This window comes from uncultured Ruminobacter sp. (genome assembly GCA_902764345.1).
In the GTDB taxonomy this organism is placed as follows: domain Bacteria; phylum Pseudomonadota; class Gammaproteobacteria; order Enterobacterales; family Succinivibrionaceae; genus Ruminobacter.
On record CACWVT010000053.1, the window covers coordinates 1 to 14021 of the forward strand.

The 14021-nt window shown below is 43.2% G+C and carries 8 protein-coding genes; 3 read left to right on the plus strand and 5 right to left on the minus strand.

Annotated features, from left to right (window positions below; translation table 11 throughout):
- Positions 1–205 precede the first annotated feature (205 nt).
- The 3 genes from QZU58_RS08580 to QZU58_RS08590 all read right to left on the minus strand — a co-directional run bounded on the left by QZU58_RS08580 (position 206) and on the right by QZU58_RS08590 (position 6004).
- Positions 206–2728 (minus strand): glycogen/starch/alpha-glucan phosphorylase, encoded by a 2523-nt coding sequence (locus QZU58_RS08580; RefSeq protein ID WP_294459896.1) that lies wholly within the window; start codon positions 2726–2728, stop codon positions 206–208.
- Positions 2729–3368: 640 nt separating this feature from the next.
- Complete coding sequence (pgm, locus tag QZU58_RS08585) at positions 3369–5018, minus strand: phosphoglucomutase (alpha-D-glucose-1,6-bisphosphate-dependent) (RefSeq protein WP_294463250.1); 1650 nt, start codon at positions 5016–5018, stop codon at positions 3369–3371.
- Between the two features lie 305 nt (positions 5019–5323).
- The gene (locus tag QZU58_RS08590) at positions 5324–6004 is read right to left on the minus strand and encodes a UPF0149 family protein (RefSeq protein WP_294496048.1); all 681 of its coding nucleotides are present in this window, start codon (positions 6002–6004) and stop codon (positions 5324–5326) included.
- A 317-nt stretch (positions 6005–6321) separates the two neighbouring features.
- Between QZU58_RS08590 and suhB the strand changes: the two genes are divergently transcribed.
- The 3 genes from suhB to QZU58_RS08605 all read left to right on the plus strand — a co-directional run bounded on the left by suhB (position 6322) and on the right by QZU58_RS08605 (position 11525).
- Positions 6322–7125 carry an inositol-1-monophosphatase gene (gene suhB / locus QZU58_RS08595; protein WP_294496050.1) on the plus strand — a complete coding sequence of 268 codons (804 nt, stop codon included), beginning with the start codon at positions 6322–6324 and terminating at the stop codon, positions 7123–7125.
- 493 nt (positions 7126–7618) lie between these two features.
- Complete coding sequence (locus tag QZU58_RS08600) at positions 7619–10126, plus strand: PKD domain-containing protein (RefSeq protein WP_294496052.1); 2508 nt, start codon at positions 7619–7621, stop codon at positions 10124–10126.
- A 412-nt stretch (positions 10127–10538) separates the two neighbouring features.
- Positions 10539–11525 carry a hypothetical protein gene (locus tag QZU58_RS08605; protein WP_294496053.1) on the plus strand — a complete coding sequence of 329 codons (987 nt, stop codon included), beginning with the start codon at positions 10539–10541 and terminating at the stop codon, positions 11523–11525.
- A gap of 181 nt (positions 11526–11706) precedes the next feature.
- Here the strand turns inward: QZU58_RS08605 and QZU58_RS08610 are convergent, their stop codons facing one another.
- Together QZU58_RS08610 and lolA are read right to left on the minus strand one after the other, a co-directional pair.
- Positions 11707–13011 carry a replication-associated recombination protein A gene (locus tag QZU58_RS08610; protein ID WP_294496058.1) on the minus strand — a complete coding sequence of 435 codons (1305 nt, stop codon included), beginning with the start codon at positions 13009–13011 and terminating at the stop codon, positions 11707–11709.
- A 70-nt stretch (positions 13012–13081) separates the two neighbouring features.
- Positions 13082–13705 (minus strand): outer membrane lipoprotein chaperone LolA, encoded by a 624-nt coding sequence (gene lolA / locus QZU58_RS08615; RefSeq protein WP_294496056.1) that lies wholly within the window; start codon positions 13703–13705, stop codon positions 13082–13084.
- Positions 13706–14021 lie beyond the last annotated feature (316 nt).

The following is a 14021-nucleotide window of genomic DNA, read 5'->3' on the forward strand; positions in this document are numbered from 1 at the left end:
GCAGTAGAGTCTGAAGAATAAATAGAAATCCCCAACTCTAACTTAAGTTGGGGATTTTGACTTAACCCATAGTTACAGAAATTTGTTCAAAATATGGGTCATTAGCGAATACAAGGTCATGTCAGGCTCAAACGGGCAAAGCAAAAAAAGGGCAACACATCGTGTTGCCCTTTCGCTAAATTTTACCTACTGAACTTAATTCAGATTACTTAACCAGACAGGTTTCGAGACTCCAAACCTGATCTACGTAATCCTGAATTGAACGGTCAGAGTTGAACTTACCCATGGTGATTGAGTTAAGAATTGCAGACTTAGCCCAACCCTTCTTATTAGCGTACATCTTTTCAAGACGTGCATGAGCGTCTGAGTATGATCTGAAGTCAGCTAATGCGAGGTAAGTGTCACCGCCTTCAAGTAAAGCACGCTTGATGCCTGATAATTCACCAGGGAAGCCAGGAGTGAAGTAATCACTGTCTAACCAGTCAAGAGCCTTCTTGATTTCGTGGTCACGGTTGTAGTAATCCCATGGATTGTAACCGTTAGCCTTAACAGACTTAACTTCATCTACGGATAAACCGAAGATTGCGTTGTTTTCCTTACCGGCTTCTTCAACGATTTCGATGTTAGCGCCGTCCATGGTACCGAGGGTGATTGCACCGTTCATGGCAAGCTTCATGTTACCGGTACCTGATGCTTCGTAACCGGCAGTAGAAATCTGCTGAGATACATCAGCTGCAGGAATTAACTTTTCAGCTAAAGATACACGGTAGTTAGGCATGAATACAACCTTGATCTTACCCTTGATGCGGGTATCGTTGTTAATGCGTTCGCCAACCTTGTTGATAGCATAGATAATGTCCTTAGCCATCTTGTAGCCAGGAGCAGCCTTAGAACCGAAAATGAATACATGAGGAGTCATTTCGAGATCTGGGTTTTCGAGAACACGACGGTATAAGGCAAGGATGTACAGTAAGTTGAGCTGCTGACGCTTGTACTCGTGTAAACGCTTAATCTGAATGTCGAATAATGCGTTAGGATCAACTTCAATACCGGTTTCAGCCTTGATTACGGCAGCAAGCTTAACCTTGTTAGCGTGCTTGATTGCCATAAACTTCTTCTGGAAATCAGCGTTATCAGCAAACTTCTTGAGATCCTTTAACTTGTCGAGCTTGGTTACCCATTCATCTGAACCTAAGGTTTCAGTGTAGAGCTTAGCAAGTTCAGGGTTACATGAAAGCATCCAGCGACGTGGGGTAACACCGTTGGTTACGTTGCAGAACTTGTCGTTCCAAATCTGAGCGTATTCAGGGAAGAGGTCTTCCTTAACAAGCTTAGAGTGGATTGCAGCAACACCGTTAACCTTGTGTGAACCAACTACGCAGAGGTTGCCCATGCGAACCATGCGGGTAGCGCCTTCTTCGATAAGAGAAAGCTTAGCCTTGATGAAATCATTGCCTGGGAATACGCGTTCGCATTCACCTTCGAGGAAGCGACGGTTGATTTCATAGATGATTTCGAGGTGACGTGGTAATACTCTTTCGAAGATGTATACAGGCCACTTTTCAAGTGCTTCTGGTAACAGGGTGTGGTTGGTGTAAGAGAATACGTTGTAGCAGATATTCCAAGCTTCTTCCCAACCTAAACCTTCTTCATCCACAAAAATTCTCATTAATTCTGGGATTGCAATGGTTGGGTGAGTATCGTTCAGCTGTACTGCAATCTTCTTAGCGAATTCAGAGAAGTCAACAACACCGCTCTTAAGAGTATGAGCACGCTTGTAACGTCTTAAGATATCCTTTAATGAACATGCAGAGAAGAAGTACTGCTGTACAAGACGGAGGATCTTACCGGCTTCGGTAGAATCGTTAGGATATAAAACCTTAGAAATGGTTTCGGCTCTTGCCTTTTCAGCCTGAGCGTCAACATAACCGCCTGCATTGAATACGTCCCAGTCAAATGATTCTGGAGCTCTTGATTCCCACAGACGTAAAATATTTACGGTAGTACCGTTGTAACCTACTACAGGGATATCCCAAGGCACACCTTTAATCTTTTCTGCTGGATGCCATACCTTCTTGAGTGAGCCATCCTTTTCAGAGTAGATAGTTTCTACATAACCGCCAAGGGCAACTTCCTGAATTGATTCAGGACGGCAGATTTCCCATGGATTGCCGTATTCACGCCATGAATCAGGACGTTCGATCTGACGGCCGTTATGGATTTCCTGACGGAAAAGACCGTTTTCGTAGTGAATACCGTAACCTAATGCAGGAAGATTTAATGTAGCGAGAGAGTCGATAAAGCAAGCTGCAAGACGACCTAAACCACCGTTACCGAGTGCCATGTCTGGTTCTTCTTCACATAAATCGGTAAGATTGATGTTGAGATCCTTTAATGCATCGGCACATACATCGAATAAGTGCAGATTGTGAAGGTTGTTAGCAGTTAAACGGCCCATCAGGAATTCAGCTGAAAGATAGTGTACAGCTCTGGTATCTTTGTTTGCGTGGGTCTGCTGAGTCTGAGTAAGACGTTCGTAAACCAATTCATTAACAGCTGCACAGGTAGCCTTCCACCATGACTGTGAAGTAGCCTTGTTTTCGCTGGTACCAAGGGTAGAGTGAAGATGATGAAGAATCTTAGCCTTAAAATCTTCCTTGGTATAATTTAATGATGCTGAATCAAATGATGAAGCAGTTGCAGCAGATGCTGCCTTTTTATTTGCCATAAATTACTATTCCTATTCTACTCGAAATTAACCGAGCTCCAATTTACATCCATAAGATATAAGAGATACGTCCATATCGTATAAATATAACCACGATACGTATGTTAGCCAATGAACGTCTAATATTTTTTGATCTAAATCAATTTTAGTACAAATATGTGGGATATGTATCAAAATTTTTTAAAAGAAAATGTTTTCACACTCATTTTAAAAATACGCAATTTTTAAACTTTATTAACAATTTAATTTTATGTGATTTGTATCACATTTTGTGGTTAATCGGGCAATTCACCTCTTTCCGGATGATATTTTGACTATTTTTTATTACTCAGGTTACGGCGGCATGACAGGAATCACCATCCTTCAGACACTGATTTCCTATATTAATAGAAAAGACATCTTACGGTTAATGCCATGTCGTTTTTACCTATATAATAAAAACTGTAACCAATCCCTGTATTATGGATACGGTTAAGTCTCCATCACCCGGAACCGACATGTTCTTTATTTACCGTTCTCTGTAACATCGATCCGTAAATCAGCGCACGATATCCATTAAAAAAGGCGTAACTCTCTGATGAGTCACGCCTTTTTCTCTAATCACTAACCATCCGCATCAAAAGACACGGACGTAACAGAATTACACGCCGGCCTTAGCCAAAGCTGCGGATACGATTTCCTGAGCTTCCTTCTGGATCTGCTTTAAGTGTTCTTCACTCTTGAAGCTTTCCATATAGATCTTGTAGATGGATTCAGTACCGCTAGGTCTTGCGGCAAACCAGCCGTTCTCGGTTACAACCTTGAGACCGCCGATTGCAGCACCGTTACCAGGGGCCGCGGTAAGCTTGGCGATAATTGGTTCGCCTGCGAGGGTTGAAGCTTCAACAAGAGCCGGATCCAGCTTTGACAGAACAGCCTTCTGCTGGGTATTTGCAGGAGCATCAACACGGTTGTAAATAGGATCGCCGTACTTTTCCTTGATTTCATTGTAAAGGGTCTGAGGATCCTTACCGGTAACAGCAAGAATTTCAGCAGCAAGAAGACACATGATGATACCATCCTTGTCGGTGGTCCATACCTTGCCGTTCTTACGAAGGAATGAAGCACCTGCTGATTCTTCACCGCCGAAACCGTAAGTACCGGTGTAGAGTCCGTCAACAAACCACTTGAATCCTACAGGAACTTCCTTAAGGTCACGACCGATGCCCTTAACAACCCTGTCGATAATTGAAGATGAAACAAGGGTCTTACCTACAGCGGCATCTTTGCTCCAGCCTTCACGATGAGTAAAGAGATACTGAATTGCAACTGCAAGGTAATGATTAGGATTCATCAGACCGCTCTTGCACACAATACCGTGTCTGTCATAATCTGGGTCATTGGCAACGGCAATGTCAAAACGATCCTTGTGACTGATGAGACTTGCCATAGCATAAGGACTTGAACAGTCCATACGAATCTTGCCGTCACGGTCAAGAGTCATAAAACTGAAAGTAGGGTCAACCTTATAGTTAACAACCTCGATGTTAAGACCGTAAGTCTTAGCGATAACGTCCCAGTAGTAAACGCCTGAACCGCCTAAAGGATCAACGCCAATCTTGATGCCTGCCTTCTTAATGGCATCAATGTCAATAATATTGATGAGATCATCAACATAAGGCTGTCTCATATCCACCTGCTGTACATTGGCAAGTGTCAGAGCCTTCTGAAAATCTACTCTCTTAACATCCTTGAGGCCGTTTTCGAGAATTTCATTTGCACGGTTTTCCACCCACTTGGTAATGGTGGTGTCTGCAGGACCGCCGTTGGTAGGATTGTACTTAAAACCGCCGTCTGTTGGAGGATTGTGTGACGGAGTGATTACGATACCGTCGGCAAGGTCGGAAGTTCTGCCTTCATTGTAGGTAAGAATGCTGTGAGAAACAACAGGGGTAGGAGTATATCCGAAATCCTTCTCAAGTCTTACCTGACAGCCGTTAGCAGCAAGTACTTCAACCGCGGTAATCAGAGCAGCCTCGGACAGTGCGTGGGTATCCATACCTACGAAAATAGGACCGGTTACGCCTTCCTTGTTGCGGTATTCAACGATAGCCTGGCTGATGGCAAGGATGTGTGATTCAGTGAAAGCGGAAGTTAAAGAGCTGCCGCGATGACCTGAAGTACCGAATGCCACTCTCTGTTCAGGCTTGCTCATATCAGGCTTGTTTGCATAATATGAAGCCATTAAACGAGGGATGTTAGTAAGATCTTCCAGTCTGGCTGGTTTACCGGCATGTGGATGCAGAGCCATATCAAATCCTTAAATCAAATTTTCAGAACTTATGTTAAAAATATATCAGCAGTCATTTGACAAACCGGGCCGTAAGCCCGTTTTCTCGTTTCCCCGAAATCACAGAACATGATTAAAAAACATCAATGTAATTTCAGGTATGCTGCCTGTGACGCTTTCATCTTCCGAAAAGTCACTTTCCGTGATTTTAAACGCCGTTATGATTGTGCAATATATCACATTTCAAGCGTAATATAAAAATTTTCTTTCCCGACAGCATAAAAAAAATTAATTCATTAACGAGGGATTTACAGTTTATTTACCGTTTAATCCTCACCTTTAGACCTGCTGGCCCAGTAGTTCTCTTCACGGGCGTGAGCTTCCTCGCGTTCAGCTGATAATTTCACCGGACTGCCCTCATCCTCGATTATGAAATCTCCGCCGGCCTTAGGATACAGTTTTGCCGCACATTCCTCGAAACAGATCTGAGCCCCTACTCCCAGATGATCTGACAGCACCAGCAGATCCTCTTCCACGGCATCATCTGATTCACCTGCAACCGGAGCAGCGACATCCATTCTGCTGATGTCCACGAGATCATGAATAAACTCATTGAGATCCCTGCTGAGATGATTGAACTGCTTCTGGGTAACGGATACGCCTGGCATGAACGAACATGCAAGTTCCCTTATATATGCCATTCTGTTTTCTATCTTCTCGTCGTCATCCGGCATAACTATTGTTATCCCTTCACCGGCCAGCAGTTCGTTAAGAATTTCATCAGACAGAATGTTGAGTCTCTTAAACAGTTCGTCACTAATGGAAGTATCGCAGAAAACGAACTGTTCCAGAATCTTTTTGAAATTTCCGGTCTTAGTGGTGTTCTTCAGATTACCGCCGCCACAGATAAATCCCAGGATAAAACCGTAAACTTCTGCAGGTTCAGCGGAACTGCCGTATCTGTCCAGATCGTTCTTTAATGCAACATAATCATATTTAGCCGTCATTTTCAGCGTTTCTCCTCTATATAGAAGTACATTCCGTTACAGGCCGCGATGAGAGGGATCGCAACGAAAGAAATAAACTCGACGTATCTTATCACATATCGCAGTAAACATTTCCATTTTCATTAATAGTAAGAATACGCCTGCATCACTTATCCTGACAAAAAAACGGACAGAATACTCACAGCTTACTCCTTATTATTCGCCGTTCATAAAAATGAAACAGCTTAATTATTGCGAAACACCTCACAAAAAAGTATAATGACAGTCGTCGCGTAAACCGCAGGATCTTTAACCAAACAATAGAGTCAAAACAAATTATGCATCCAATGTTAAACATTGCAGTTCGTGCTGCACGTGCCGCTGGTAACGTTATATCATTAAATTTCGAGGATCATCAGAACGTATCTGCCGAAGAAAAAGCCAAGAATGATCTGGTAACCAACGTAGATCGTGAATGTGAAAAGGTTATTAAGGATATCTTACTGAAGAGTTACCCTAAGCACTGCGTTAAGGGCGAAGAATTCGGCGTAGCCGGTGACCCTGAATCTGATCATGTATGGATTATTGACCCTATTGACGGTACAACAAATTTTGTTAAAGGCATTCCTCACGTAGCCGTATCCATCGGCCTTCGCGTAAAGGATGTTACCACTGTTGCCGTGGTTTTTGATCCAATCAGAAATGAACTCTTCACCGCATCCAAGGGGGAGGGTGCCCAGTTAAACGGCCGCCGTATCCGCGCATCACAGGCAAAGACTCTTGATGGTACCATCATTGCAACCTCTTTCCCTCACCGTAATCGTGAATTCCTTGTTTCATACAAGCAGATGCTCTCAAACGTATTCGGTAAATGTGCCGACATCAGAAGAGCAGGCACAGCAAGCCTTGATCTCGCTTACGTTGCAGCCGGTCGTCTCGACGGCTATTTTGAACTCTGCCTCAAGCCTTGGGATTTCTGCGCCGGTGAACTCATCTGCCGTGAAGCCGGAGCCATTGTTACCGATTTCAGCGGCGGCGAAAACATCTATAATTCAGGCAATATAATCTGCGGTAACCCTCGCATTGTTCAGTCACTTCTGAGAGAAATAAAGCCGGTTGCCGAAAAGCAGAATATTAAATAATTATATAAATATTTTTACTGAAACCGGAAAAAATTCCATTTTCAGCACTTTTTTAAATAAATTATTTAATCAATAATCTTCCATAAAAAGTCCGTTTTTAGAAAAAAACGGACTTTTTTGTCTATTTTTCACACAATTTTTACTTTGAGTTAAAATTTTCTCAAAATTTTTTAAATTTTTTCGAATTTTATTTTTGCCTTTGTCGCTTTTTTCAACACCGCTGAAAACGTTATCCTGCAACATTTTTCGTGATTCAACTGTTAATTTTTATATTTGCTTTTGTAAAACCTCTGTAAAAACAAAATTTTAAAATGTGATCACCCTAAAATTTCTGAAAACGTTTTATGTTATCATTCTCAATACAATAATTATAAAAAAACATTAAATGTTTTTAACATAAAAACTGATTAAATCAGATTTGTTAACAAATGTTAACAGGGACTAACATCCCAAATGCATGTGAAATCACTTATTCATAAAGGAAAATAGGATAATGAACTTTAAAAATTCCAATAAGCTCAAGATGCTGACCCTGGCAATTTCGTCTCTCATGACCGCAGCCATTTCCAACTCTGCAAATGCAGCCAACTATGAACAGGAAATGGTAATCGTTCACCCATTCCAGTGGACCTACGATAACATTGCCAGGGAATGTACCGAATACCTCGGACCAGCAGGTTTTGACGGTGTGCAGATTTCCTCACCGTCAGAACACGTTAACCGCAGAGACGTATGGTGGGCAATATATCAGCCAATTAACTTCAAGAGTTTCACCACCATGTCCGGTAACGAAAAGCAGCTTAAGAACATGATTAAGGCTTGTAACAATGCCGGGGTTAAGGTTTTTGTCGATGCTGTTCTTAACCAGAGAGGCAGCGGTTCAGGCACCGGTATCGGCGGCAGCTACTATTCCGATTCAAACTACCCTGACGGATTTACTTATGAAGATTTCCATACCGGTTGTGCGATCAACACATATACCGATGCAAATCAGGTAAGATACTGCGCCTTAAGCGGCATGCCTGATACCGCCACTGAAAGAGATTCAACTCAGAACAAGATCGCAGATTATCTCGCAAGCCTCATGAACATGGGTGTTTACGGCTTCCGTATCGATGCTGCAAAGCATATGGGATATGGTGACATTGACAGAATTCTCTCAAAGACATCAGACCGCACAGGCAGAAGACCTCCTGCATATCTTGAAGTTATCGGCGCATACGGTGAAGCTGCCGACATTCAGCCTGATAAGTATGCCTACATCAACAATGCGGCAGTTACAGATTTCGGTTACGTAAATCAGATCAAGGATGCCTTTAACGGTCAGTACTGGAAGGCCTTTGACCTTGGAACCTACTTTGACCATAACAACGCCGAAGTGTTCGTAAACAATCATGATAACGAATGGGGTCGCTGCTCAGCAGGCACCTGTTCAATGCTTACTCAGAACAATGCAAACTACAATCTGGCACAGTCATGGCTGGCTGTATGGCCTGTAGGTAAGGTTCGTCAGATCTACTCAGGTTATTCATTCCCTATCAAGTATTACGAACCAACCCGTGTAAGTGACGCAACCCATGACCAGGGCGGTCCTCTTGACGCAAACCGTTGTGAAGGCGGCTGGCTGTGTCAGCATCGTGTACCGTTCGTGCTGAACTCTCCAAGATTTGCAAGAGCAACCAGAGGTCAGAAGGTAACCTCCAAGGGATATGATGACGGCATCCTGTGGTTCAACAGAGGAGCCAAGGGCTTCTATGCCATGAACACCACTGACAGATCCGTAACCCATACCTTTAAGGTTGAAGTACCTGACAATACCTACTGTGATATTCTCGGTACATCAGATCCTCTCAAAAAGCCTTGCGGTGAAGACGTAATGGTATCCGGAAGCATGGTAACAATCACAATTCCTGCAAAGAGTGCCAAGGCAATCTGTACCGATGACGAATGGTGTGGCCACCATGAGGACATCTGTGTAACCAACCCAACAAGTGCCGAATGTCTCTGCAAGGATGAAGGAAAGAACTCAGCCGGCGTATGTCAGAACTACTGTTCAACAAATCCTGGTGACGACAGATGCTTCTGCATCCAGAATCCTGATGATGACTCATGCCAGGCTCCTGCAACAAGACAGAATCTCTGCTACGCAGGCACCTCAAGCTCATGGAACTTTGTCCCTATGACCTACAGCGGCAAGACCGGTACCTGGACTGTTGACATAACCCTCGACGGTTCTGCAAACCAGAGATTTAAGGTTGCCGAAAAGTGCTCATGGAACGGTACCGTATACGGTTCATCAGGAATTGAAGGCAAGCTTGCAGTCAACAACTCAACTTCAGGTGACGTATATACTTCTTTAAGCGGCAGCTATGTACTGAGCGTCAAGGACTCAGACATGACATACACCCTCACCAAGAAGTCTGTTGAAAACCGTGCTCCGGTTGCAGCATTCAGCTACTCAACCGACGGTCTTTCCGTAAATATGAGCAACGCTTCAACTGATGCCGACAATGATGCCATGACCTATGAATGGAAATTTGGTAACGGTCAGACTTCAACTGCAAAGAATCCTGTTGTAACCTATTCAAAGGCAGGTACCTACACCGTTGCCCTCACCACAACCGATGCAAAGGGTAAGAAGAGTGCAACCGTAAGCAAGAGTGTAACAGTAAAGAATCCTGAAAACTCTTATACTCAGACCAAGGGTAACCTCTGCTATGCCGGTACCAGCAATGAATGGACATTCAGCAAGATGTCCTTCAACAAGTCAACCGGTTACTGGACTATCAATGTAACCCTCGACGGCAGTTCTTCACAGAGATTCAAGATTGTTGACGGCTGTTCATGGAACACCGGCAAAATCTACGGTTCATCAGGCACCAATGGTAAGCTGAAGATCAACACTTCAACCTCAGGTGATGAATACACCAGTCTCAGAGGCAGCTATGTCCTGATGGTTAAGGATTCAGACATGACCTACAGCTTCACCAAGGCTAACTGATAGGTAACTGAAACGGATAACAGGGATTCCCAATCTCTCCAAAATCGTGAGAATCCCTTATAAATCCCTCTGAAAACAGTGGCCGTACCATTTCATAAATGGTACGGCCCTGATTTATTATTTATCATCAGATTCTATGATTCCGGCACCGAAATCATGAGAACCTCACTGTCCTTTTACTTCCTGTGTAAATTAACAGTTCTTTAGAAAAAACTAATTACACTTGCTTACCTGCAGTTACTGACAGTCTAACAATACGAGCTCTCTACTCTGGCTGTTAAACTGCATCACAGACTCTAATTTGCACCATTCCAATGCAAACATGAATTTTTTACACAACCTTATCGTGTTATAATTTTTATACCATTATGTTGTTATTTTGTTGATTTAAACTTTTGGGAGTTCTTAGAACATGTATTTTGAAGAAACGGAAATCTTACAGAAAACACTCAACAAAGCTAAAGCAATGGATAAAGAATTCAGCCCGCTCCCGAGGAAAATGCATTTTACAGACATTATGATAAAGCTTCTGGCATTAACTGCCCCGCTGATTGTAACCATTCCTCTTTTAGGCTCCGTCATCCTTATATCTCTGTTCGGTTTGTCAGATAGCATTTCAAAGCTTTTCACCGAAATAAACGCTAATATATACGTGAAAAATGCAAAGAGTATGCGCAGAAATGTAATTATCGTTTTCTTTTTTATGACTCTCGCCACGGTTCTGTTCATAATAATGGTCGTAAAAAACACCAAAAATTTTGAAACCATGTTTGCATCTCCTTTCGGAGGTCTTGTTATTCTGATTTCCGGTATTTTTACAATATGCGGAATATTTACGGTCGGACAGTTTTACAGGCTTAAATCTGATGCTGAACCGCTTATAGACTCTCTGTCTGAAAACATTGATGAAATCCTGGCGATTGAGCAGTTTGAAAAAGACAATGAATCCATAATTTCAAAATACGAACAGGCACAGGAAAAATTAAAGGAATATACTGACGCCCATAAAGACGTTTTTAAGGATTACTTTAAAATCAGTGCCCGCCTGTTATCACGTATGGATGATATCGGCAGCAGTGAATGGACGGCTGAAAAACAAAGATGCGAGGAAAAGGAAAAGCTGTACAGAGCCAAATATCCGCAGGAGTTCGCCGAATATGATGAAATACAGAAAAAATTTGATGAATTCTCCCAAAAAGAAAAACATATCATAAGCGAGCATCACATGAAAATTGGGACATTACGTTCCCTAAGTAATCTGAAGGAACGCTATGATTTTCTCAACGAGCCTCTTATAGGAGACTATAGTTTTGGATTCACTCTGGGCTTTGCGGCACTGATTGTAGTGATATATGACGTTCCTGCAATGATTTTTGTTCTTAACAAAATTTTCGGCTGATTCTTTTACGCTAAGAGACTCTGATAGTACAGACTGAAAGTATACAGAGATACGGAGCAGGTTAACAGTAGCAGAACGAAACTGAATCCGGCTCTGACCAGTTTAGGAACACAAATCCGATTTCTGAGAGTCAGGGCTGGATCGTACCGTACCGGTTAATTTCGGTTAGAGATGCAGCTCATTATTTCTTCTGAGCAAAATCCTCAGGATAACGCTGATTATCAGACGCAATGTCTCTATCCTTCAGATACTTTATCTTTTTCTGAATAAACTGCTCATAACCGCGATCATTCGGAACATACCATTCCATATGTCTTATCTCCGGCGGCAGGAAACATTCACCGGCGGCATAAGCCCCCGGCTCATCATGAGCATAACGATAACCCTCGTGATACCCGAGTGATTTCATAAGTGCCGTAGGGGCATTGCGCAGATATATCGGCACATCGTAATCAGGATTTTCCTTAACAAAGCTGAGTACGCTGTTCCATGCGGTATACAAAGCATTGCTCTTAGGTGCAACGGCACAGTAAACAGCCGCCTCGGCTATAGCTCTCTCCCCCTCGGCCCTGCCGACTCTTTCATAGCAGTCCCAGGCGGCAAGTACTATTCCCATGGCATTCGGATCGGCGCTGCCGATGTCTTCGGAAGCGATTGCCACGAGTCTTCTTGCAACATAAAGAGGATCTCCGCCACCGGCAACAATTCTTGCATACCAGTAGAGGGCAGCCTGAGGACTTGAGCCTCTGACCGATTTATGAAAGGCACTTATAAGATCAAAATAATCATCACCCTTCTTGTCGTAGCGTGCTATCTTCTCACTGCCGATTGAACCCAGAAGTCTTAAGGTTATGACCTTCTTCCCCTCAGCATCGGGAACGGCCGAACCTGCGGCTATCTCAAGAATGTTAAGGGCTCTTCTGGCATCACCTCCTGACAGGTCAGCCATGGCACTGAGAGCCCCTTTCTCAAAAACAACATTTTCACTTTTAAGTCCGGAAGGACTTAAAACAGCTCTCATGATGATTTTTTCAATATCTGCACGATTCAGCGACCTGAGAACATAAACTCTGGCTCTGGAAAGGATCGCACTGTTCAGTTCAAATGATGGATTCTCAGTGGTAGCGCCGATAAATATTATTGTTCCGTTCTCTATGTAGGGAAGAAATGCGTCCTGCTGAGACTTATTGAACCTGTGCACCTCATCCACAAACAGAATGGTTCTGTATCCTGATGCAAGATTACGTTCAGCCCTGTCAATGGCTGTTCTTATTTCCTTTACCCCGGAGGTTACAGCACTCAGACGTTCGACTCTGGCATTAACTGCCCCGGCAAAAATCTCAGCCAGAGTGGTTTTACCGACTCCGGGAGGCCCCCAAAGGATCATTGATGAACAGCGGCCATTCTCCAGATCCCGGCGCAGAATGCTGTCCGGTCCCAGAATCTCTTCCTGACCGATGAAATCTTCAATGGTCTTGGGACGCATTCTGGCCGCCAGAGGTTCATGCTCCTCCCTGAACTGCTGCCCTTTTCTGGCGGCAGCCTCTTCAAAAAGATCACTTTGTCCGCTGATCATCTACAGTAACCCCTTCGGGAATGACATATTTGAAATCTGAAGGAGTAAGCGATGAATCCTTCATTGGCGTAAAGCTGTAAACGCTGTACTTGCCGTCCTTCTCCTCAAAGCGAAGTTCCCTGAGTCGGTTATCTTCACTGAACTTCACGGTCATTGACTGAACATTGCCGTTCTGAGTTTTCGGCATGACCGAGAAAGTATCATGTGCACTGCGGGTAACGGTATACCCGTTCCACAGTTTGCTGTCATCTGAAATGATTAGCATGAGAGGAGAATTAACCACCTGCTGCTCAAAACCGTAAATGGTTACCTGTTCGAGCATTTCATCATAGCTGTAGACATCATGACCGTCAGCAACGATTGTGGCACTGTCAGGTTCAACGGTATCCATTCTGAAGTAGTTCGGTCTTAACAGAAACAGCTGACCGCTCTGTTCCTGCAGAACCCTGTTATCTGATGAATATACGGTCTGGGCGTAATCAGCGCTGAATGATTTCTGTTCGAAAATCATTTTGTGAAGGAGAGTATCATCCCCTGCAGCCGCATCAGATGCAGCCCCGATAAGCAGAACCGTTCCCAATAAAATATTCAAGTGTCTATTCATTTCCGTCAATCCCGACTGTATGATGTAATCATCGTATAAATTTTACCGTCAGCAGCGGTTATTTTAACACAGAGTCCGTAAAACTCCTTAAGTCTGACGGTTTCAATGAAAATAATGCCTTACGCATTATCATTACGCCGTATTGTGTCTACAGTACATTAGTGATTAAGTTTCTGGTCATTATAAGTCCATAATGCATATTTTAGAAATATCTTATCTCGAGATTCCCACTTGTTTTAAAGTGAAAATAACAACATAACCCATATCCTAGGCGGTTTGGGTGTTTTTTAAAAACATGTATTGATTTTTGGATGAA